This is a genomic window from Bradyrhizobium sp. MI1.3 (assembly GCF_055811695.1).
Genome location: NZ_JBVVPQ010000036.1, coordinates 50,649 through 71,446, shown reverse-complemented (window position 1 = coordinate 71,446; position 20,798 = coordinate 50,649). Strand labels below are relative to the sequence as shown.

General features: G+C 64.4%; 19 protein-coding genes. 6 read left to right on the top strand and 13 right to left on the bottom strand.

What is annotated here, in order from left to right; genetic code table 11:
* Window positions 1-3 precede the first annotated feature (3 nt).
* The 4 genes from pstC to AC0L3A_RS24725 form a co-directional block, all read right to left on the bottom strand.
* Window positions 4-993 carry a phosphate ABC transporter permease subunit PstC gene (gene pstC, locus AC0L3A_RS24740; protein WP_473255369.1) on the bottom strand — a complete coding sequence of 330 codons (990 nt, stop codon included), beginning with the start codon at window positions 991-993 and terminating at the stop codon, window positions 4-6.
* 99 nt (window positions 994-1,092) lie between these two features.
* Window positions 1,093-2,106, bottom strand: a complete 1,014-nt coding sequence (pstS, locus tag AC0L3A_RS24735) for a phosphate ABC transporter substrate-binding protein PstS (protein WP_007597882.1) — start codon at window positions 2,104-2,106, stop codon at window positions 1,093-1,095.
* Between the two features lie 143 nt (window positions 2,107-2,249).
* The gene (locus AC0L3A_RS24730) at window positions 2,250-3,548 is read right to left on the bottom strand and encodes an ATP-binding protein (RefSeq protein WP_354127015.1); all 1,299 of its coding nucleotides are present in this window, start codon (window positions 3,546-3,548) and stop codon (window positions 2,250-2,252) included.
* A gap of 33 nt (window positions 3,549-3,581) precedes the next feature.
* Window positions 3,582-4,637: a putative bifunctional lysylphosphatidylglycerol flippase/synthetase gene (locus tag AC0L3A_RS24725; protein WP_007597887.1), complete on the bottom strand. Its 1,056-nt coding sequence runs from the start codon at window positions 4,635-4,637 to the stop codon at window positions 3,582-3,584.
* 349 nt (window positions 4,638-4,986) lie between these two features.
* On the opposite strand from AC0L3A_RS24725, the gene AC0L3A_RS24720 reads away from it, so the two are divergent.
* A complete protein-coding gene (locus AC0L3A_RS24720; RefSeq protein WP_283843401.1) occupies window positions 4,987-5,118 on the top strand; it encodes a hypothetical protein in 132 nt (43 codons plus the stop codon).
* 27 nt (window positions 5,119-5,145) lie between these two features.
* Here AC0L3A_RS24720 and AC0L3A_RS24715 read toward each other — a convergent pair whose 3' ends face one another.
* From AC0L3A_RS24715 to AC0L3A_RS24700, 4 genes are all read right to left on the bottom strand, one after another.
* Complete coding sequence (locus AC0L3A_RS24715) at window positions 5,146-6,078, bottom strand: haloalkane dehalogenase (protein WP_007597888.1); 933 nt, start codon at window positions 6,076-6,078, stop codon at window positions 5,146-5,148.
* The gene (locus tag AC0L3A_RS24710) at window positions 6,075-6,665 is read right to left on the bottom strand and encodes a TetR/AcrR family transcriptional regulator (RefSeq protein ID WP_007597889.1); all 591 of its coding nucleotides are present in this window, start codon (window positions 6,663-6,665) and stop codon (window positions 6,075-6,077) included. Before AC0L3A_RS24710 ends, AC0L3A_RS24715 begins: the two co-directional genes overlap by 4 nt.
* Before the next feature lie 120 nt (window positions 6,666-6,785).
* A complete protein-coding gene (locus tag AC0L3A_RS24705; protein ID WP_007597890.1) occupies window positions 6,786-7,082 on the bottom strand; it encodes a hypothetical protein in 297 nt (98 codons plus the stop codon).
* Between the two features lie 2 nt (window positions 7,083-7,084).
* Window positions 7,085-8,479, bottom strand: coding sequence for an OmpA family protein (locus AC0L3A_RS24700; RefSeq protein ID WP_354127016.1), 1,395 nt, complete (start codon window positions 8,477-8,479; stop codon window positions 7,085-7,087).
* A 164-nt stretch (window positions 8,480-8,643) separates the two neighbouring features.
* Between AC0L3A_RS24700 and AC0L3A_RS24695 the strand changes: the two genes are divergently transcribed.
* Together AC0L3A_RS24695 and AC0L3A_RS24690 are read left to right on the top strand one after the other, a co-directional pair.
* Entirely contained in the window at window positions 8,644-9,702 is a 1,059-nt protein-coding gene (locus AC0L3A_RS24695) for a polysaccharide deacetylase family protein (RefSeq protein WP_007597893.1), read from the top strand.
* Window positions 9,703-9,923: 221 nt separating this feature from the next.
* On the top strand, window positions 9,924-10,724 hold the full coding sequence (locus AC0L3A_RS24690; RefSeq protein WP_007597897.1) for an SDR family oxidoreductase: 801 nt from the start codon (window positions 9,924-9,926) through the stop codon (window positions 10,722-10,724).
* A gap of 229 nt (window positions 10,725-10,953) precedes the next feature.
* Here AC0L3A_RS24690 and boxB read toward each other — a convergent pair whose 3' ends face one another.
* From boxB to AC0L3A_RS24670, 4 genes are all read right to left on the bottom strand, one after another.
* On the bottom strand, window positions 10,954-12,405 hold the full coding sequence (gene boxB / locus AC0L3A_RS24685; RefSeq protein WP_354127018.1) for a benzoyl-CoA 2,3-epoxidase subunit BoxB: 1,452 nt from the start codon (window positions 12,403-12,405) through the stop codon (window positions 10,954-10,956).
* A gap of 179 nt (window positions 12,406-12,584) precedes the next feature.
* Complete coding sequence (boxC, locus tag AC0L3A_RS24680; protein ID WP_354127019.1) at window positions 12,585-14,273, bottom strand: 2,3-epoxybenzoyl-CoA dihydrolase; 1,689 nt, start codon at window positions 14,271-14,273, stop codon at window positions 12,585-12,587.
* Between the two features lie 73 nt (window positions 14,274-14,346).
* Window positions 14,347-15,168, bottom strand: coding sequence for an alpha/beta fold hydrolase (locus AC0L3A_RS24675; protein WP_007597904.1), 822 nt, complete (start codon window positions 15,166-15,168; stop codon window positions 14,347-14,349).
* Between the two features lie 245 nt (window positions 15,169-15,413).
* Entirely contained in the window at window positions 15,414-16,955 is a 1,542-nt protein-coding gene (locus AC0L3A_RS24670; RefSeq protein WP_219679030.1) for a benzoate-CoA ligase family protein, read from the bottom strand.
* Between the two features lie 152 nt (window positions 16,956-17,107).
* Between AC0L3A_RS24670 and AC0L3A_RS24665 the strand changes: the two genes are divergently transcribed.
* Complete coding sequence (locus tag AC0L3A_RS24665; protein WP_007597907.1) at window positions 17,108-18,016, top strand: helix-turn-helix transcriptional regulator; 909 nt, start codon at window positions 17,108-17,110, stop codon at window positions 18,014-18,016.
* A gap of 12 nt (window positions 18,017-18,028) precedes the next feature.
* Entirely contained in the window at window positions 18,029-18,424 is a 396-nt protein-coding gene (locus AC0L3A_RS24660; RefSeq protein ID WP_219679028.1) for a group II truncated hemoglobin, read from the top strand.
* Between the two features lie 87 nt (window positions 18,425-18,511).
* On the opposite strand, the gene AC0L3A_RS24655 is transcribed toward AC0L3A_RS24660, so the two are convergent.
* Window positions 18,512-19,297: an IclR family transcriptional regulator domain-containing protein gene (locus tag AC0L3A_RS24655; protein WP_354127020.1), complete on the bottom strand. Its 786-nt coding sequence runs from the start codon at window positions 19,295-19,297 to the stop codon at window positions 18,512-18,514.
* Between the two features lie 110 nt (window positions 19,298-19,407).
* Between AC0L3A_RS24655 and AC0L3A_RS24650 the strand changes: the two genes are divergently transcribed.
* Window positions 19,408-20,766: an aromatic ring-hydroxylating dioxygenase subunit alpha gene (locus tag AC0L3A_RS24650; protein WP_354127021.1), complete on the top strand. Its 1,359-nt coding sequence runs from the start codon at window positions 19,408-19,410 to the stop codon at window positions 20,764-20,766.
* The last annotated feature ends 32 nt before the right edge of the window (window positions 20,767-20,798 follow it).

Genomic DNA, 20,798 nt, shown 5'->3' with positions numbered 1-20,798 from the left:
GCGCTAGTTCCCCGCCTTCTTTTCCAGCCGCATCAGCATCAGCCGCGCCGCTGCGAGCACGAAGAAGGTCAGCACGAACAGCAGGAGGCCGAGCAGGATCAGGCCGGACTGGTGCAGGCCGTCGCTCTCGGCGAACTCGGATGCGATCGCCGCCGAGATCGTGGTGCCGGGGGCGAAGATCGAGGACGAGATCCGGAACGAGTTGCCGATGATGAAGGTCACCGCCATGGTCTCGCCGAGCGCCCGGCCCAGCGCCAGCATGACGCCACCGATGACGCCGACGCGGGTGTAGGGGATCACCACGCTGCGGACGACTTCCCAGGTGGTGCAGCCGACGCCGTAGGCGGCTTCCTTCAGCACCGGAGGCACGGTCTTGAACACGTCGACTGAGATCGAGGTGATGAAGGGCAGCACCATGATGGCGAGGATCAGCGCGGCATTGAACAGGCTGAGATAGGACGGGGGACCTGCGAAGATCGCGCCCAGCACGGGCACGCCGTCGAAGATCTTGATCATGAAGGGCTGGAACGTGTTGGCGAGGAACGGACCCAACACGAAGAAGCCCCACATGCCGTAGATGATCGAGGGGATGCCGGCGAGCAGCTCGATCGCCATGCCGATCGGGCGGCGCAGCCGTTGCGGGCAGAGCTCGGTGAGGAAGATCGCAATGCCGAGACCCACGGGAATGGCGATCAGCATCGCGATGAAGGAGGTGACGAGCGTGCCGTACATTGGCCCGAGCGCGCCGAGCACCGGCGGATCGGCCGACGGCGCCCAGCGCTGCGTCCACAGGAACGAGACCCCGAATTCCTTCATCGCCGGGAAGGCGCCGACGATCAGCGAAATGATGATGCCGCCGAGGATCAGAAGCACCGAGATCGCGGAGAGCCGCGTGATCCAGTAGAAGGTAACGTCGCCGAGCTTGAACGCGCTCAAGGCCTTGGCGCGATCATACGGTCCGGCGTCGTCGATTACATCGCTCTGAACGGCCATCTCTGCCACGCCGATCCCCTGTACTAAATAGCATACGTTTTTTTGTTGGTCCGTGCCCCGGATGCGGCGCAGCGCATCCGGGGCACGAGCGTCGCGAAGCTAGCTCTTGATTTCGGCAGCCCAGGTCTTCTCGATCAGCTGAACGACCGGGTCCGGCATCGGGATGTAGTCGAGCTCTTCAGCCGCCTTGCCGCCGTTCTTGAAGGCCCAGCGGAAGAACTTGATGGCTTCCTGCGAGGCCGCCTTGTCGGTGGCGTCCTTGTGCATCAGGATGAAGGTCGCCGCCGTGATCGGCCAGGACTTCTCGCCGGGCTGGTCGGTCAGGATGACGTAGTAGCCGGGAGCCTTGGCCCAGTCGGCGTTGGAGGCGGCCGCCTGGAACGCTTCGACGGTGGGCTGCACCGGCTTGCCGGCCTTGTTGACGAGACCGGTGTAGGTCAGCTTGTTCTGCTTGGCATAGGCGTACTCGACGTAGCCGATCGAGTTCTTGGTCTGGCTGATGTTGCCGGACACGCCTTCGTTGCCCTTGGCGCCGACGCCGACCGGCCACTCGACCGCGGTACCCTCACCGACCTTGCTCTTCCAGTCCGCGCTGGCCTTGGCGAGGTAGTTGGTGAAGTTGAAGGTGGTGCCAGAGCCGTCCGAACGGCGGACCACGGTGATGGCCTCCGAGGGCAGCTTCACGTTCGGGTTGAGCTTCTTGATCGCGGCGTCATCCCATTTGGTGATCTTGCCGAGATAGATGCTGGCCAGCGTCTCGCCGTCGAACACCATCTCGCCGGGCTTCACGCCCTCGATGTTGACGACGGGAACGATGGCACCCATCACCATCGGCCACTGGACGAGGCCGTCCTTCTCGAGCTGCTCGGCCTTGAGCGGCGCGTCGCTGGCGCCGAAGGTCACGGTCTTGGCCTGGATCTGCTTGATGCCGCCGCCGGAGCCGATCGACTGGTAGTTCAGACCGTTGCCGGTCTCCTTCTTATAGGCGTCAGCCCATTTGGAATAGATCGGGAACGGGAACGTCGCACCGGCACCGGTGATATCGGCAGCAAAGGCCGCCGTCGTCGATGCGGCGACGATGCCAGCAGCGACGAGTGTTTTGAGGAAATTCATGCTGGTCTCCATACAGGGGAGCGAAGCGCCATCCGCGCCCGATCGCGCTCCCCGTGCCGCCCCTTTAGGAGCGGACAGCTGAGCTTTTACGAAGGTTTGGTGACAGTCGGATGACAGCGTTAAGCAGCTGAAATCGCTGGAATTTAGCTCAGAGCCGCAGGCTTGCCCTGGGGGAAACAGGCGGTGAAAGTGGCGCCCTGTTTGGGCACGCTTTCGATCAAAAGCCGGCCGCGATGGCGGTTAAGAATATGTTTCACCAGCGATAATCCGAGGCCGGTGCCGCCCTGCGAGCGGCTGTCGCCGACATCGACCCGGTAGAACCGTTCGGTCAGCCGCGGCAGATGCTCCGGCGCGATGCCGGGGCCGAAATCCCGGACCAGGACCCGGATTTCCTGAGTTCCATCAGGGGCGGCGCCTGGCATCAGCGACACGATGACGCGACCGCCCGCGGCGCCGTATTTGAGCGCGTTCTCGATCAAATTCTCGAACAGGCGGAGCAGCTCCTCGCGGTCCCCCGCGATCAGTACCGGGATCTCAGGGAGCTGGGTCTCGACCTCGACCTGGCGTTCCCGCGCCAGCGGCTCGAGCCCGTCGGCGACCTGCAAGATGATCGGCAGCAGGTCGACGAGGGTGTCGGGCCGCACATGGGCCGACAGCTCCACCCGCGACAGCGACAGCAGATCGTCGATCAGGCGCGCCATCCGGGTGGCCTGGTTGTGCATGATGCCGAGGAAGCGCTCGCGCGCCTTGGGATCGTCCTTGGCCTGCCCCTGAAGCGTGTCGATGAAGCCGGACAGTGCGGCCAGCGGCGTGCGCAGCTCGTGGCTGGCGTTGGCGACGAAATCGGCCCGCATCTCCTCGACCCGACGCAGCGGCGTCTGGTCGTGAAAGGTCATCAGCATGCATTTGTCGGCGCCGCCGAAGGTGGTCGGCACCGGCACCGGCGTGATGGTCAGCTCCATCCAGCGATCGACCGGGACATGGTCGAGATAGGTCGCGCGCCGCGGCTCGGTGGTCGCGATCGACTCGCGCAGCGCCGTGATGATCTCGGGCGAGCGCAGCGCGAACTGAGCGAGCTCATTTCGGCGCAGCGCCGGCGCGAGCTGGGCGGCTGCGGCGTTGAGATGGATGACGCGGCCGGCGCGGTCGAGCAGCACCGCGGGATCGGGCATGCCGGCAACCACCGCGGCGACCGCCGCGCTCTCGACCGGGTTGACGCGGCGGGTCTCTTCGCGCGAGGCGGCAGTATCGTGCAGGCGCCACGGGATCAGCGCTGCGGCCGCGACGCAGAAGAACACCGCAATCGCATGCAGTGCCGACAATTCGCCCAGCGAGACCACCACCGACAGCGCCAGCGCCGCGGCGATCAGGATGACGGTCGAGTGCCGCAGCCGGTCGGACCAGGGCTGGGAGGAGGGAGAAGATGGGGCGTCGATCGCCATCGGGGCGGGCTTCTCCAAAGGACGTTGCGCCGGTCAGGCGCCGCTGTCGCTGCGCTTTCTCACGTAAGCGGCTTTAGGCGCGGGCCCGGGGTCGAGCTTGAGCGCCGCCTGCTGCAGGCGCTTCGATCGTGCGCCGATGATAACTTCGCGAAACGTCAGCAAGATTACAGATATGACGAAAGGGGACAGATAATAGAGGACGCGGAACAGCAGCATCCCGCCCAGCAGCTCCTCGCGGTCCATCTGCCAGAGTCCGACCAGCATGGCCGCGTCGAACACGCCAAGGCCTCCGGGCGAATGGCTGGCAAAGCCGAGCAGCGTGGCCGAGACGAAGATCACCGCGACCACCACGAAGCCGAGATTGGGCTCGTCCGGGACCAGCACGTACATCGCCAGCGCGCAGAAGCCGAGATCGATGATGCCGATCGCGATCTGGAGCAGCGTCAGCGGGCCGCCCGGCAGCATCACGGTCCAGGGCCCGCGGCCGACCATCCGGGGCTGGGTCCAGACCCAGACCACGTAGGCGACCAGCCCGACGATGATCATCATCGCCAGCATCCGGTTCAGCCAGGGCGGAAGCATGTCGATCGAGGCCGCGGCCTCCGGATGATAGGAGATGCCGAGGCCCAGCACCGCGGCATTGCCGAGCCAGAAGGTCAGGCCGGCGAGGAAGCAGATCTTTGCGACGTCGATCGCGTTCAGGCCGTAGGCGGAATAGATGCGGTAGCGCACCGCGCCGCCGGTGAAGACGCTGGCGCCGACATTGTGGCCGATCGAATAGCTGGTGAAGGCGGCGAGCGCGTTGATGCGATAGGGGACGTGGGCGTGGCCGATCGCGCGCACGGCGAACAGGTCGTAGAAGGTCAGCGTGAAATAGCCCGCGGCGACGAACAAAGCCGCCAGCGCAATCTGGCTCGGCTCGGTGCTCTTGATCGCTTCGAGGACTTCGTTGACATCGATGCCGCGCAGCATGTGGTAGAGCACATAGCAAGCGATGCCGATGACAGCGACGCTGATCACAACTCCAAGCTTATGCAGGATTTGCTTCTGGCGCAGAAACGTCATCGCCCTGCGTATGGCTTCCAGCATCTAGACCTCGAACAACGCTTCAGCGGCCGGGGTGGCCAGCGAACAGGCGGACGACGCACGGGCACTCGACGAATCCTCGTCAGCGGCTCCGGCATCGCGCATGCCCCCTGCCCCTCCACTAGCGCGTTTTGGGGCGGAGTGGAATTCGACAATTCGAACAAAAAGTCGTGGCTTCAAGGTTTTAGGCAGGTTGCGGGCTCCTGATGCACGGTTTGGCGCTTTCGGCGGCAAGCCTGACGCGAATCTCCATGGCAATCCTGCGCAGACGCCATGAAGTTTTGATGATTTCGGCCGTACAATGTTCCGTCACGGCTTAAGTCGAAATCAATCTATGGGCGGGATTCCGCTGTTGAAAGAGGGTCGCTCCGCGCGCGGCCGCTGCGGCGCGCACGATTACGTGGCCGACGGCTCGCGCTCGATCATCCGGTTGCACTGCGACATCACAGACGTCATCGCGGCCGCCGGCCAGCGGCCGCGATGAGCATGTCGTTCGGAGGTAGCGTTCTGCTCAGGCCGCAAGCTGCGGGCGCACCGCCTCGATGCCCGCGATCCAGCCGGCCACGGAGCGCCCGATCGCCTCGGGGTGATCCTCCTGGAGGAAATGCAGGCCGGCGCCGAGACGAACCAGCGCGCAGTGCTTCAGGGAGGCTGCAAACCGTTCGGCGAATTCCGGTGCGACCAGAGCTCCGGGCTCGCCGGTGAACAGGAGCTTTGGATAGGACGACGCGGCCAGCGCTGCATGCGCGGACTGGAGCGCCTCATAGACGTCAGCAGGCTCGCCTCCGATCGGCAGTTCGCGCGGAAGCGCAAGAACGGGCCGGCGGCTCTCCGGTGTCGGGAACGGCGTGCGATAGGGCGCCATCTCGTCCTCGCTGAGCTTGCGCACGATGCCGCCCGGCAGCACGCGCTCGACGAAGGCATTCGCCTCGAGGATCATCGCCTCGCCCTCGCCCGGCGTCCTGAATTTACGGAAGGCCGCCCGCGCCGCCTCGGCATGCTCCTGCTCTTCGGCAACCTCGGTGTCGTGGAAGTCCTGCCAGGTCGGCATCGGACGGATGAACTCCATGAAAGCGAGGCCGCGCACAAAATCCGGGCGGCGCTCCGCAAGATGAAATGCGAGCGCCGTGCCCCAATCCTGCGCGACCAGATAGGCCGACGTAAGGCCGCGCTGTTCGATGAAGGCATCGACATAGCGGACGTGATCGAAGAAGCGGTAGTCGATGTCGGGCTTATCGGACTGACCGAAGCCGATGTTGTCGGGCGCGAGGCAATGCGCGACCGGTGACACCAAGGGCATGATGTTGCGCCAGATGTACGAGGAAGTCGGATTGCCGTGCAGGAAGAGCGCGACCGGCGCGTTCTGCGCGCCTGCCTCACGATAGGCCATGCTGCTTCCGAGGACGGACGCTTTGCGAATCTTGATCTCGATCTGCTTGGTCATGTCAGCTCCTTGAACACGGTTTGGAATGCGATGGTCTTGAAACGTTCGAGCGCTTTGGGATTGCGGTCGACCTTCATGCGCAGGATCGCGCCCTGCCAGGACGCGAGCAGGAAGTCGGCGAGCTCCTCAGGCTCGAAATCGGAGGCAATCTCGCCGCTGGTTTGGGCATCCCTGATGCAGGCGGCGAACGGCATGCGCCATTCAGCAAAGATGGCCGCGAGGCGCCCGCGCAGCATCTCGCTGCTGCCGGTCGCCTCCAGACTGAGATCGCCAATCAGGCAGCCGCGGCCGTAGCCGTCCGCTTCGAGCCGGCCAGTGATGATGTCCAGGTAGCGCTTCAGCCGCGCCCGCGGGGTCAGCGAGGTGTCGTCGAGCGCCTCGGCGACCAGCGCCCTTGTGATCTCGAAGTAGCGGTCGAGCACCTCGGAGGCGAATGCTTCCTTTGAGCGGAAATGATTGGTGAAGGACCCCTGCGGCGCGCCCGCAGCAGTGGTGACGTCGCGCACGCTGGTGCCGTGATAGCCGGTCCGAAACATGACCTTCAGGCCGGCGTCGAGAATGGCGTCTTTGAGTGAGGGCTTTGGCATGGCGTTATAATACGTACGTACGTATTGATGTCAAGCGCCACATCCTCGCCCTTGAAATCTGATGGCGGAGCAGGTGATGAGCGCGATAGCGGGCGCGCGTTTGCCTCTCAGCTCAGCCGCTCAGGCCGGCGGCATGCTGCGCGCGACCACCCGATCGCGCAGCCAGGCGCCAATGGCGCCGCCGACGAGATAGCAGGCGAACATGATCAGGCCGAGGTCGAGCCAGTAGCCGAAGCGGCCGGGGACCACATGCGCGAACGAGGCCGCGACCAGGCCGGCAACAAACACGGCGAGCCAGCGCGCGGTCACTTTCGAGGTGCCGTTGCCGCGTTGGACCACCGAGATCCAGCCCATGCAGAAGCCGAGTAGCAGCGAGCCGATCAGCCAGCCCAGATGGAACGAGACGAGATAGGGCATCGTCACCTCACCAGAAATTCGATGCGGCGGTTCTGCGCCTTGGCGTCTTCGCTGTCATTACCGGCGACCGGCTGCGTGCTGCCGTAGCCGACCGCGGTGAAGCGGCTGGCAGGCAGGCCGGCCTTGACCAGATAGTCGATCACCGCCTGCGCGCGCTTCTCCGAGAGTGCCTGGTTGAAGGAATCCTCGCCGTCGGCATCGGTATGCCCGGCGACCTCGATATTGGTGGTGGGACAGCGCAATGCCGTCTCGATCAGATGATCGAGAATGCCGGCGGAATCCGGATCGATCTCGGCGCGCTTCGCCCCGAAGCGAATCTTGGCCTTGGCCAAAAGCTCGGAGAACAATTGCTGGCACACGGTGCCGTCGACCGGCCCGGCCGCGGGTTTCACCGTGATTTCCGGCTTGTACTGCCAGTTTTTCGGAAAATCCTTGCCGAGGCTTGCGCGGATGTCGTTGGCGGCACCTTCATAGAGCGCATCGCCCGACAGCTTCACCTCGCGGTCGGACACGACGAGCGTGCCGGTCGACAGTCGCGACAGCGCGCCGAGCGCCGCGACCACGGCGGGGCTGAAGGAGCCGGGCGCGCCGACGCTGGCCTTGAGATTGTCGACGATTTTTTCGTTGAAGAATTTCCGCGACGCGCTGGTGGCGATGGCCGCGTGGACATTGTTGTCGGGAACATAGCCGGTCAGCGTCACCGTCGCGGCCACCGGATCCTTGTAGGCCTGGAAGACGTAAGGCGGCGCCTTGACGTCGTTGGCGGCGATCGAAAAGCCCTCGGGCAGGTTTTTGAGCGCCGCTGCGACTGCTTCGCGGCCGCCGAGATCGCGCGCCATCCCCGACAGAGTGACTTTGGTGTCCGTGATCGTGATCTTGCCATCCTTGAGCTTGCCGATCTGGTCGAGCAGCAGCATCGCAGCCGCCTCGAACCGCGGCGGTGCGCCGCGTGCCAAACCCATCTGATCGGCCACCTCGGTACCGCCGACTTCCTTGCGGGCCGCCTCGGTCAGGCGGCCCTTCATCGACGGCAGGGGCGCGGAGCCTGACAGCGTAACCCGCACCACGTCGCGTTCGGCGTTCCAGACGAAGGGCTTTGCCTCGGGCACAAGGCGGGTCCGGTCGTCGACCAGGCGCACGCCGGGCACGGTCTCGACCGCCACAACAGCGTCGCGGCGACCCTCCTCGGAAAACGCGTCCGCAGCCAGGCTGACGTCGCGGCCGTCCACCGCGATCCGGGTCTTGTCCAGAACGGTGTCCTTCAGAGCCGCCGAGCTGCGGGCGGAAAGGTCCGCCTCGACCGGCAAAGTGTTATTCCAGGCCGCAAATCCCCACATGACGGCCAGGGGGATGAGCCCCGGCCACCATTTGCTGGCCCACCTGAAAAGCTTCTGCATTCGACGACCCGAACTCTGGAACCGGAGACAAAACAAACCCTTGGCGGGCTGTCAAACCGGAAATGACGCCCTTCCGAAGGCCGGGCGTGGACAATTGGAATAACTTTTTCTTCAAGGGTTCTTCCGTAAGTTGAAGGCGGAATGCCAAAGTCCGCCAGCGGGTCATGAAACAACTCCGTAACAACGTCATCCGCGCCGGGCTGGAAGCACTCTATTTCAGCGGCGCCCACCACCTGTTGCGGCCGCTTTTGTCGGGCGTCGGCGCCATTTTCATGCTGCATCACGTGCGGCCGGCCCGCGCGGCGGCGTTCCAGCCGAACAGGCATCTCGAAGTCACCCCCGAATTCCTGCGCGCGACCCTGCGTCATCTGCGCTCGCGCGAGATCGACATCGTCAGCATGGACGAGCTGCATGAGCGGCTGGTGCGGCGCCGGTTCGACCGCCGCTTCGCCGCCTTCACGCTCGACGATGGCTATCGCGACAATCTCGATTTTGCGCTGCCGGTTCTGCGCGAATTTGACGCGCCTCTGGCGGTCTATGTCGCCAGCGATTTCGCGGAGGGCACGGGCCGGCTGTGGTGGGAGGCGCTGGAGGCCGTCATCGCCAAGACCGAGCAGATCGAGGTGACGATCGGCAATGCCGCGCTGCGGCTCGATGCGACGACGCCAGCCGCCAAGCAGGCGGCGTTCGACCGCCTGCACGACTGGTTGCGCGCGCTGCCCGGCGAGCACGATCTCAAGCGCGAGATCGAGGCGCTCTGCACGAAATACGGCGTCGACATGGCCGCGCTGTGCCGCAGCCTCTGCCTGTCCTGGGAGGAGGTGAAGACATTTGCCGCCGATCCCCTGGTCACGATCGGCGCGCATTCCGTCAGCCATTGCAATCTCGCCAAGCAAAGCGAAGCGATCGCCACGCAGGAGATGGCCGTGAGCCGCGCGCGAATCGAGCAGGCGCTGGGCCGCAACGTTCAACATCTGGCCTATCCCTATGGCGATCGCGAGGCGGCGGGCGAGCGTGAATTCGTGCTCGCTGCATCCGCCGGCTTCAAGACCGCGGTGACGACGCGGCCCGGCATGCTGTTCGCCGAAAACGCCGGCCACATGACCGCGCTGCCACGGGTCTCGCTCAACGGCAATTACCAGGACACGCGGATTCTGCCGGTGCTGACCTCGGGCGCTGCGACCGCGATGTGGAACGGCTTCCGCAGGATCGCGGCGGCGTAGTTTCGAATCTCCGCTGTCGTCCCGAATTCAGCCGTCGTCCTGGCGAAAGCCAGGACCCATTGACACCGCTGTCCATTTTGCGACGCGCTCGGGCCACAGCTCATTCAAACAACTCTATCCTGGGGTAATGGGTCCTGGCTTTCGCCAGGACGACGATGCGGCGCCTTCCTTGACTCCCCTCCCCACCCCGCCCACAACCGGCGCAAACAAAGGGAGGCACCATGTTCAACGATCTGTTCTCGCTCAAAGGCCGCGTCGCACTGGTGACCGGCGGTTCGCGCGGCATCGGCAAGATGATCGCGGCGGGATTTCTCAGCGCAGGGGCCGCGAAGGTCTATATCACCGCGCGCAAGGCCGGGCCTTGCGAAGCCACCGCGAACGAGCTGTCAGGCCGATATGACGGTGAGTGCATCGCGCTGCCGATCGACATCTCGACCGTCGACGGCTGCGACAGGCTCGCTGGCGAAATCATCAAGCTGGAGCCGAAGCTCGACATCCTCGTCAACAATGCAGGGGCTGCCTGGGGCGCGGAGTTCGACGAATTCCCCGAAAGCGGCTGGGACAAGGTGATGGACCTCAACGTCAAGTCGCTGTTCTTCCTGACCAAGGCGCTGGCCAAGCCGCTGCGCGCGGCGGCTTCGCATGAGCGGCCCGCCAAGGTCATCAACATCGCCTCGGTTGACGGCATCTTCGTCAATCCCGGCGAGACCTACTCCTATGCCGCGAGCAAGGCCGCGGTGATCCATTTGACGCGGCGCATGGCGACGAAACTGATCAAGGACAACATCAATGTCACCGCGATCGCGCCCGGCGCGTTCAAGTCCGACATGAACCGGGCTGCGCGCGACCATTCGGAGGATGTCGCCAAGCGCATTCCGGCGCGGCGGATCGGAACCGACGAGGACATGGCCGGCGTGGCGATCTATCTCGCCTCGCGCGCGGGTGACTACGTGGTCGGCAACACCATCGCGGTGGATGGCGGCGTGGTGTACGCGAACGCGGGGCTGGAGATCGCGGGGTAGGGGCTCGAGCCCGCCGCGCGGACAGTGCGCTCCCTCGCCCCGTTCTTACGGGGAGAGGGTTGGGGTGAGGGGCTCTCTCCGCGCGTGAGATTGTCGCCGCACCTGTGGGGGGGCGCCCCCCCCCCCCCCCCCCCCCCCCCCCCCCCCCCCCCCCGCCCCCCTTTTTTTTTTTTCCCCCCCCCCCCCCCCCCCACCTCTCCCCGCAAGCGGGGAGAGGTGAAGAAGACACTTACGACTCGATCCTCACATACTCGAAATCGCCGGGCTTGTTGTCGATGCCGACTTTCGGCGGCGAGATCCAGGAGGCGAACTGGCCGGTCTCGGTGACGGGCTGCATCAGCGAGGTGATGAAGTCGCCGTCGGCGGTCGATGGCAGCCATTCGTCCTTGCGCTTCGCCCAGGTGGCGTCGTCGATCAACAGACCATCCGGCGTCGCGTGGATGCCCTTGAACTCGCCGATATGGCGATGGAAGGCGACGTTGGGCAGCTTGAGCTGAAACTGGTAGCCCGCGGTCGAGATCACCTTGTTCCAGCGCAGCATGCCCTTGACGCAATCCTGGCTGTAGTCGTCGCGCAGGCGCATGTTGAGCGCGGTGAGCGCCGGCTCGTCCACCAGCTTGATCTCGCCGTCGATGAACTTCAGCACCGGATAGGTGGCGTTCTTGAGCTGATGATCGTCGTCGATCTGGGTCTCGTGATAGCGGCCCTTGATGCCGGTGTTGAAGGCGTTGGCCGCGTTGGTCGAGACTTCCGAGCCGAAGAGATCAAGCGACAACGTATAGTGCAGGTTCAGCTTCTTCTGGATGGTCGGCAGGTCGATCACGCCGAGCGCGCGGACCTTCGCGATGTCGGTGGGATCGGTGATGCCGGCTTCGCGCATCGCATCGCAGGTGCGCTGCACGACGCGGGTGATGCCGGTCTCGCCGACGAACATGTGGTGCGCTTCTTCCGTCAGCATGAAGCGGCAGGTGCGTGACAAGGGATCGAAGCCGGACTGCGCCAGCGAATGCAGCTGCATCTTGCCGTCGCGGTCGGTGAAATAGGTGAACATGAAGAAGGACAGCCAGTCCGGGGTCGCCTCGTTGAAGGCGCCCAGCATGCGCGGCGAGTCAGCGTCACCCGAGCGGCGGCGCAACAAATCGTCAGCCTCTTCACGTCCGTCGCGCCCGAAGTACTTCTGCAGCAGGTACACCATCGCCCAGAGGTGACGGCCTTCCTCGACATTGACCTGGAACAGATTGCGCATGTCGTACAGCGAGGGCGCGGTCTTGCCGAGGTGGCGCTGCTGCTCGACGGAGGCCGGCTCGGTGTCGCCCTGGATCACGATCAGACGGCGCAGCATGGCGCGATATTCACCCGGGACTTCCTGCCATGCCGGCTCGCCAAAATGCTCGCCGAACGGCACGACCCGGTTCTCTTCCTGGGGAGCAAGGAGAATGCCCCAGCGATACTCGGGCATCCGCACGTAATCGAACTTGGCCCAGCCGCGCGGATCGACCGAATAGGCGGTGCGCAAGTACACCAGCGATTCCTGGAAGCCTTCCGGCCCCATGTCTTTCCACCAGTCCATGTAGCCGGGATGCCAGCCTTCCAGCGCCTTGAGCACCTGGCGGTCTTCGGCCAGATTGACGTTGTTCGGAATCTTGGTCGAGTAGTCGACGTTCATGATGTTCATGCTCATGGCCGTGCTCCTTGGTCTGTCTTCTGTCCCGGACGCTGCGCAGCGCGAAGCGGTGCGCTGCAGAGCCGGGACCCATTGTTCGGTCCACATGGGTCCCGGTTCTGCGCAGCGTCACCATAGCGCGTTGAAGACGCGCGTTGCGCTTTTGGTGCCGCAGCGCGCCCGGGACACGAGAATCGTTACACCCGCGTCATATCGAATTTCGGCTTCTGGCCGCTGCCGTAGCGGCGCAGCGCGCCTTCCTCGCCGACCGCGTTCGGGCGCTGGAAGATCCAGTTCTGCCACGCGGTGAGGCGCGAGAAGATTTTCGATTCCATCGTCTCGGGGCCGACGAAGCGAAGGCTCGCTTCCATGCCGGTGAGGCTGTCGGGCGAGAAGCTGGCGCGCTCTTCCAGGAACACGCGAACTTCATCATCCCAGTCGATGTCGTCGAGCGCGAAGGTGACGAGGCCGAGCTCTTCGGCCTGCTCGGCGTCCAGCGCCGTGCCCATCGTGGCTTCCGCGCGTTCCACATCGGCCGGATCGGCCTGGAAGCGCGACTGAAGCCGCGTCAGGCCATGGCTCATCGGATACGGGCCAAAATTCATCGCTGACAGTTCGATCGACGGCGGCGGGCGGTTGTCGCCCTGGCGCGTGCCGATCAGCATGTAGGAGCGGTCGGCGGCGAAGACGAGCTCGGCGAGCGTGCCGGCAAAGCAGGAGCCGGGCTCGACCAGCGTCACCAGCGTCCGCGAGGTGACGTCGATGCGCTTCAAGACACGCTTCCAGTAGTGCCTGATTTCGTTGACCAGCCAGTGCGCCTTGTTGGCTTCGAGGAAGGCGTCGCAGGCGAGCACTTGGGCGCGGTCGCCATGGCTTTTGAACACGAGCATCGCGATCTCGAGCTCGTTGATGCGCAGATGCAGGATGGCGTCGTCGAGTTCGCGCGCGACCTGAAGCGGCCAGAACGCGACACCCTGCGCCATCATGCCGTCGATGTCGGCGGGCGGCGCGACTTCAGGCGCCTTGATCGAGATCGTGGCGATCCGCGCCGCGCGGTCGATATCGACCGTGACAAAGCCGTAGCGGATGCTGGTCTCGTCGATGATGCGCTTGAGCGGCGTCAGCGCGATGCCCTTGCCGCTGCCCTTGCGCTTCGAGCTGTCGGCGAATTCCCTGGCGCGCTCGGCAACCTTGCCTTCGAGCTTGCTGTTCGGCGCGATCTCGTCGACCAGGCGCCATTGCACGGCGCGCTTGCCCTTCACGCCTTCTTCGATGGTGCAGAAGAAATCAGCGTGATCGCGGCGCACCTTGCGCTTGTCGACCACACGGGTGAGGCCGCCGGTGCCCGGCAGCACCGCGAGCAGCGGCACTTCGGGCAAGGCGACGGCGGACGCGCCGTCATCGGCGAGCATGATGTAGTCGGTGGCGAGCGCGAGCTCATAGCCGCCGCCGGCGGCCGAGCCGTTCACGACGGTGATGAAGCGCTGGCCGGAATTCTCCGACGAGTCTTCCATGCCATTGCGGGTCTCGTTGGTGAACTTGCAGAAATTGACCTTGTGGGCATGCGTCGAGCCCGCGAGCATGCGGATGTTGGCGCCGGCGCAGAACACCCTGTTCTTGGCCGAGCGCATCACCACGACCTTCACCTCGGGGTGCTCGAAGCGCAGGCGCTGAACCGCGTCGGCAAGCTCGATGTCGACGCCGAGATCGTAGGAATTGAGCTTGAGCAGATAGCCCTCGAACAGGCCGCCGTTCTCGTCGACGTCCATGGTCAACGTGGCGACGTCACCGTCGACCGCGAGCTTCCAGTGCCGGTAGCGGGACGGCTCGGTCTGGAAATCGATGAATGTCGCGCCGCCTGAGAGGCGTCGATCTTCCCCGGCCATGGGCCACCCTTGAGTTCGTTTTGGTTTTACCGTTAGATGCACAATAATGCATATTATTGCGCGCGTCTAGTCCTTAACGGCTCCCACATGCATTTTGTTGCATGTCATCTCGTAAGGCCGCTTCTGCAAATTGCTCAATCGCATCAAGCGTCGCTGCCGGAGCTTCGCGATGCGGAGAATGCGCCGCGCCTGAAATGACTTTCAAATCGACCGGGCAATAGCATTCTTGCTGCGCGATCTCAGCCTGACGCAACGTCCCGTATTGGTCGTCCACGCCTTGAAGGACCAGCACCGGAACGCGGATATAGGCGAGATATTCCGAGATATCCCAGTCGCGGAATTTCGGATCGAGCCAGGCGGCGTTCCAGCCATAGAAGGCGTTGTCGACCTCCTTGTGCCAGCGCGCGAGCTTTGACTTGAGATCGGTGGTCTCAAAGGCGGTCTTGATCGCGGCGATGGATTTCACCGAGATGTCCTCGACGATAAAATGCGGCGCGATCAGCACCAGGCCGCTCAGGCGATGATCCTGATGCGCGCCGGCGTAGATGGTCGCGATCGAGGCGCCGTCGGAATGGCCGAGCAGCAGGCCGCGCTTGAAGGCAATCGCATCGAGGATCTTCGGCAGCACGTCCAGCGCCTCGCGCTGCATGTAGTCAAGCGGCCGCGGCAACGTCACCGGGCTCGATTGGCCATAGCCTGCACGCGAATAGACGAAGATGCCGGCGGAGGTGGCCTGCTGGAGCTTTTCCGGGAAGTCACCCCATAGGCCGACGGAGCCGAGGCCTTCGTGCAGCATGACGATGGTGGGTGAATCGGCGGATTGCGGCGCCAGCCATTTGTATTCGAGGCTGGCGCCATCGATGCTGAGAAAGCCGGTGGAGGCGAGATTGGTCATGTTCTGTCGCTCTTCTTCGCACGGACTTGGAACGAGACGCGGCCGCTGGTTCAGTCGTTCCCTCCCCCTTGTGGGGGGAGGGCTAGGGAGAGGGGTGCCACACGGGGATTCCGGGCGTGACGAAGAACATCTGGCGCGTGACGACGAACACCGCTTCCTGGGCCACCCCTCTCCCCGCCCTCCCCCACCCCCACAAGGGAGCGCAGCGAGATTCGGCGCGACAGAAACGCAAGACATCCACGCACTCAATTCGTCCCGTCCCGCAGCTTGAACCGCTGGATCTTTCCCGTCGCCGTCTTCGGCAGCGAGTCCACCACGTCGATCCAGCGCGGATATTTCCACGGGCCGATTTTCTGCTTGACGTGGTCCTTGAGCATCTCCTGCAGGCCCGTCGTCGTCGCGCCGGGGCGCAGCACGACAAAGGCCTTCGGCTTCAGCAGTCCCTCCGGATCGGCTTCGGGCACGACGGCAGCTTCCAGCACGGCGGGATGCGTGATCAGCGCGCTCTCGACCTCGAAGGGCGAGACCCAGATGCCGGAGACCTTGAACATGTCGTCGGCGCGACCGCAGAAGGTGTAGCGGCCCTCGGCATCCCTGACATATTTGTCGCCGGTGCGGGTCCACGGTCCTTCGAACGTGCGGCGGCTCTTGTGGCGCTGGTTCCAGTAGCCCTCGCCGGCGGAGGGCGCATCGACCAGGAGCTCGCCGACTTCGCCGTCGGCAACATCCTGTCCGGCTTCGTTGACCAGCCGCACCGCATAGCCCGGCACCGGCTTGCCGGAGCAGCCGTATTTGATGTCGCCGGGCGCATTCGACAGGAAGATGTGCAACAGCTCGGTCGAGCCGACGCCGTCGAGAATGTCGACGCTGAAGCGCGCCTTCCAGCTGTTGCCGACGGATTCCGGCAGCGCCTCGCCGGCGGAGGTGCAGATGCGCAAATTCTTGCCGCCACGCTCGCTCTTCATGCTCTCGTCGTTGAGCATCGCCGCGAACAAGGTCGGCACGCCGTAGAAGATCGAGGGGTTGTAGCGGTTCATCAGGTCGAACATGCGGGCGGGCGTCGGGCGCTCGCTGTTGAGCACGACCGTGGCGCCGACCGACATCGGAAAGGTCAACGCATTGCCGAGACCATAAGCGAAGAACAGCTTTGCCGCGGAAAGGCAGACGTCGCTCTCGCGAATGCCGAGCACCTGTTTGGCGTAGGTGTCCGCAGTTGCCTGGAGATTCGAATGGATATGCCGCACGCCCTTGGGCATGCCCGTCGACCCTGACGAATAGAGCCAGAACGCCGGCTCATCCGGATGTGTCGCAGCGGTCGTGAACCGGTCGCTCTCGTCCGCAATCTCCTCGGCGAGCTGCTTGTGACCATTCTGCTTGGCGCCGGAGACCACGACATGCTCGAGATCCGGCATGCGGCCGACGACGTCCTTGATGACGGGATAGAGCGCTTCCGAGACGAACAACACGCGCGCACGGCAATCGGCGAGGATGTAGGCGTATTGATCCGATGTCAGCAGCGTGTTGAGCGGCACCGGAACGACGCCGGCGCGGATCGCGCCCAGGAACACAATCGGGAAGTCGACAGTATCCAGCATGATCATGGCCACGCGCTCTTCGCGGCGAACACCGAGCCGGCGCAGCATGTTGGCGGCGCACCGCGTTTCGCGCTGGAGCTCGCCATAGGTGAGCCGTGAGACGGTGTCGTCGAAGGCGAGCTTGTTGCCGCGTCCCTCCTCGACGTTTCGGTCGAGCAGCCAGGTCACCGCGTTATAGGATCCCTCGCTCACGGACTTCTCCCCTGAATTTAGAATTATAATTCATAGAAAGACACCGCATTGGCTTGCTGTCAATGCCAGCAGGCACTATGTTTCATTAATACGCGCCGCAGGACCTCCTTAAAAGAAGACATCCGCTCAAGCAGGCCCATGATCCGTAGTCCATGACCGACAGTCCCGACGCCGAATCCCGATTTCTCGAACAGCTCGGCCAGCGCGTGCGCACCACGCGCGCGCTGCGCGGCATGTCGCGCAAGGTGCTCGCCAAGGTATCAGGAATATCGGAGCGCTACATCGCGCAGCTCGAAAGCGGCAAGGGCAATGTCTCCATCGTGCTGCTGCGCCGCGTCTCCGACGCGATGGGCGCGCATCTCGAGGACCTGCTTCCCTCGGTCGATCCGACCCCGGACTGGCAGATGTTTCGCGATCTCCTGCGCAAGGCGACGCCAAGTCAGATCGCGCAAGCCAAGGATTTGCTCGCGGGCGGCAGCGCCTCCGCGCCGCGGCGCGCGCCGTTCTGCGGCATCGCGCTGATCGGCCTGCGCGGCGCCGGCAAATCCACGCTCGGCCGGATGCTGGCGAAGAAGGTCGGCTGGAGTTTTGTCGAGCTCAACAAGGAGGTCGAGCAGCAGAACGGGCTCTCGGTCGCCGAGATCATCGCGCTCTACGGCCAGGAAGGCTTTCGCCGCATGGAGCAGGCGGCACTGCAGCAGCTGCTCGCGCGCAACGAGCTGATGGTGCTGGCGACCGGCGGCGGCATCGTCTCGGAGCCCCTGACGTTCGACCAGATCCTGTCGTCGTTCTACACGATCTGGTTGAAGGCCGAGCCCGAGGAGCACATGGCCCGCGTCCGCCGCCAGGGCGATCTGCGTCCGATGGCCGACGACCGCTCCGCCATGGCGGAGCTGCGCAACATCCTCTTGAGCCGCGAGCCGCTATATGCGCGCGCGACGGCGGTGGTGGACACGGCAGGACTGTCCGTCGATGCCGCCGCGGCGCGCCTGGTTGATGCGGTGCGGCCGGTGCTGCAGAACGAAGCACGCAGCTTCGGGCTGCGCAGCGTGGCGCTGTAGGTCCGAACTCCCATGACCGACAGCGACGTCGCAATCTCCATGTTCGAGCGGATCGGCGGCAGCGCCACGATCGACCTGTTGGTCGATCGCTTCTACGAGCGGATGGATACGCTGCCGGAGGCGAAGATCATTCGCGCAATGCATGCGGACGACCTCGGCCTCATCAGGGATGTGCTGAAGCGCTATCTCACCGAATGGACCGGTGGCCCGAAACTGTATTCGGTCGAGAAGGGCCACCCGCGGCTGCGCCAGCGCCACATCGGCTTTGGCATCGGCGATACCGAGCGCGACGCGTGGATGCTCTGCATGCGCGGCGCGCTGGAAGAGACGGTGACGGATAGCGCTGCGCGACAGGATCTCGATCGTGCGATATCGGGCCTCGCCGACTGGATGCGCAACCGGTCGTGATTTTTGCACAGGCGCGTAGCCCGGATGAGCGAAGCGACATCCGGGTCTTCACGATGACTTTCCCGGGTATCGCTTCGCTCACCCGGGCTACAAGAGTTGCGACCGCACCGCCTCCGCGCCCTCGCGCAACAGCGGCAAAAATCGCTCGATCAACTCCTTGGCCGGCACCCGGTCAACATGAGCGCCCATGTTGATGGCGGCGACGATGACATCGTCATAACGACGCACCGGGACTGAGATCGAGCGGAAATGCGGCTCGGCCTCGCGGTCCACCAGCGAATAGTTTTGGGTGCGGTCGGCGGCGATGCGTGCGAGCAGCGCCTTTGCATCGGTCACCGTCTGCGGCGTCAGCGCCTCGCGCTTCATCGCTTTCAGGCGCGCAGCAAGCTCGGCATCATCGAGCTGCCCGAGCATGGCGCGCCCGACCGAGGTGCAGAACGCCGGAAGCCGATAGCCGATCTCCAATCCGCCTGAGAACATCCGCGTCGGACTGCTGCGTGCGACGAACACGACCTCATCGCCGTCGAGCACCGCGAGCGAGGAGATTTCGTTGGCCGCTGTCGCAACGCGGTCGAGCACCGGCTGCAGGACCGTGACGAGCTGGCTGGAGCGCAGATACGACGCCGCCAGCGTCAGCACATGCGGCGTCAGCGAGAACAGTTTTCCGTCGCCGCTGACGAAGCCGCCGCGCTGGAGCGTGAACAGCATGCGCCGCGCGGTGGCGCGTGGAAGCTCAGCGGCACGGGCGAGATCGCTGAGTGTCATCGGTCCAGCCGTGGTGCCGAAGCATTGCAACAGGCGCAGCCCGCGATCGAGGCTCTCGACGAAATCCGTCGCGCGTTCGTCGCTCTCGCTTCGCTTCAGCTTGGGCATGGGTGTCGGGATCCTGCAAAATAGTGCTTGCTGCCAGACCAAGGCATGTCATAATTCGCCCATTCGTTCAATAGGCGAACAAACGCCACTCCACAAAGGATGCACTCGCCATGATGAGCCAGGAGCAGAACGACCTGATCACCCGCACCGGTCCAAAGGACCCCTGCGGGAAGCTGATGCGAAGCTACTGGCAGCCGGCGGCGCTGGTGGACGAGCTCGACGGCGATCGTCCGATCCGCCCCGTCAGATTGCTCGGCGAAAATCTGGTGCTATTCCGCGACGAGACCGGACGCTACGGGCTGATCGATCGGCACTGCGCGCATCGCGGCGCCGATCTCGCGTTCGGACGGCTCGAGCATGGCGGCCTGCGCTGCGCCTTCCATGGCTGGCTGTTCGACGCCACCGGGCAATGCATTGAAACCCCGGCGGAGCCGAAGGACTCAAAGCTCTGCCAGAACATTCGTCAGCGCTCTTATCCCGTGGTGGAGAAGAGCGGCATCCTCTGGGCTTATCTCGGCGAGGGTGAGCCGCCGGCCTTTCCGGAGCTCGACTGCTTCGTCGCGCCCGGCACGCACACCTTCGCGTTCAAGGGGCACATGGCCTGCAACTGGCTGCAGGCGCTCGAAGTCGGCATCGATCCCGCGCACGCCTCCTACCTGCATCGCTTCTTCGAGGACGAGGACACGTCCACGGCCTACGGCAAGCAGTTCCGCGGCGCATCGGCAGGCTCCGACCTGCCGATGACGAAGATCTTGCGCGAGTACGACCGTCCGATCATCAATGTCGAGCACACCGAATACGGCCTGCGGCTGATCGCGCTGCGCGAGATCGACGAGGAGCGCACCCATGTGCGCGTCACCAACCAGCTCTTCCCGCACGGCTTCGTCATCCCCATGAGCACGGAGATGACGATCACGCAGTGGCACGTGCCGGTCGACGACGAGAACTGCTACTGGTACGCGATCTTCACGAGCTACGCGAACCCCGTGAACAAGAAGAAGATGCGCGACCAGCGGCTCGAGCTCTATGAGCTGCCGGACTACAAATCCCGCAAGAACAGGACCAACGATTACGGTTTCGATCCGCACGAACAGCAGACGGCGACCTATACCGGCATGGGCACCGACATCAACGTCCACGACCAGTGGGCGGTGGAATCGATGGGCGCGATCCAGGACCGCACCCGGGAGCACCTCGGCACGAGCGACAAGGCGATCGTGCAATACCGCCGCCTGCTGCGGCAGGAGATCGAGAAGGTCGCAGGCGGCGAGAAGCCGATGCTGCATCTCGACGAGGCCACCGCACGTTCGATCCAGGGCCCGGCGACCATGGACGGCATCGGGCCGACACGAGGCTGGGAGATCTACTGGATGGAAGTCGACGTCAAGCGCCGCCGCGGCGCGCCGTGGACGGCGCCGGTGCCGAAGGAGATCGCGGACAACGTGCATCGGCTGACGGCGGCGGAGTGACGTTCGTGCACGGAAGCGGTAGGGTGGGCAAA

What these genes read in the sequence shown, in the direction of transcription:
- pstC (WP_473255369.1), bottom strand. Translation starts at nt 993, where the DNA reads ATGGCCGTTCAGAGCGATGTAATCGACGACGCCGGACCGTATGATCGC.
- pstS (WP_007597882.1), bottom strand. Translation starts at nt 2,106, where the DNA reads ATGAATTTCCTCAAAACACTCGTCGCTGCTGGCATCGTCGCCGCATCG.
- AC0L3A_RS24730 (WP_354127015.1), bottom strand. Translation starts at nt 3,548, where the DNA reads ATGGCGATCGACGCCCCATCTTCTCCCTCCTCCCAGCCCTGGTCCGAC.
- AC0L3A_RS24725 (WP_007597887.1), bottom strand. Translation starts at nt 4,637, where the DNA reads ATGCTGGAAGCCATACGCAGGGCGATGACGTTTCTGCGCCAGAAGCAA.
- AC0L3A_RS24715 (WP_007597888.1), bottom strand. Translation starts at nt 6,078, where the DNA reads ATGACCAAGCAGATCGAGATCAAGATTCGCAAAGCGTCCGTCCTCGGA.
- AC0L3A_RS24710 (WP_007597889.1), bottom strand. Translation starts at nt 6,665, where the DNA reads ATGCCAAAGCCCTCACTCAAAGACGCCATTCTCGACGCCGGCCTGAAG.
- AC0L3A_RS24705 (WP_007597890.1), bottom strand. Translation starts at nt 7,082, where the DNA reads ATGCCCTATCTCGTCTCGTTCCATCTGGGCTGGCTGATCGGCTCGCTG.
- AC0L3A_RS24700 (WP_354127016.1), bottom strand. Translation starts at nt 8,479, where the DNA reads ATGCAGAAGCTTTTCAGGTGGGCCAGCAAATGGTGGCCGGGGCTCATC.
- AC0L3A_RS24695 (WP_007597893.1), top strand. Translation starts at nt 8,644, where the DNA reads ATGAAACAACTCCGTAACAACGTCATCCGCGCCGGGCTGGAAGCACTC.
- AC0L3A_RS24690 (WP_007597897.1), top strand. Translation starts at nt 9,924, where the DNA reads ATGTTCAACGATCTGTTCTCGCTCAAAGGCCGCGTCGCACTGGTGACC.
- boxB (WP_354127018.1), bottom strand. Translation starts at nt 12,405, where the DNA reads ATGAGCATGAACATCATGAACGTCGACTACTCGACCAAGATTCCGAAC.
- boxC (WP_354127019.1), bottom strand. Translation starts at nt 14,273, where the DNA reads ATGGCCGGGGAAGATCGACGCCTCTCAGGCGGCGCGACATTCATCGAT.
- AC0L3A_RS24675 (WP_007597904.1), bottom strand. Translation starts at nt 15,168, where the DNA reads ATGACCAATCTCGCCTCCACCGGCTTTCTCAGCATCGATGGCGCCAGC.
- AC0L3A_RS24665 (WP_007597907.1), top strand. Translation starts at nt 17,108, where the DNA reads ATGACCGACAGTCCCGACGCCGAATCCCGATTTCTCGAACAGCTCGGC.
- AC0L3A_RS24660 (WP_219679028.1), top strand. Translation starts at nt 18,029, where the DNA reads ATGACCGACAGCGACGTCGCAATCTCCATGTTCGAGCGGATCGGCGGC.
- AC0L3A_RS24655 (WP_354127020.1), bottom strand. Translation starts at nt 19,297, where the DNA reads ATGCCCAAGCTGAAGCGAAGCGAGAGCGACGAACGCGCGACGGATTTC.
- AC0L3A_RS24650 (WP_354127021.1), top strand. Translation starts at nt 19,408, where the DNA reads ATGATGAGCCAGGAGCAGAACGACCTGATCACCCGCACCGGTCCAAAG.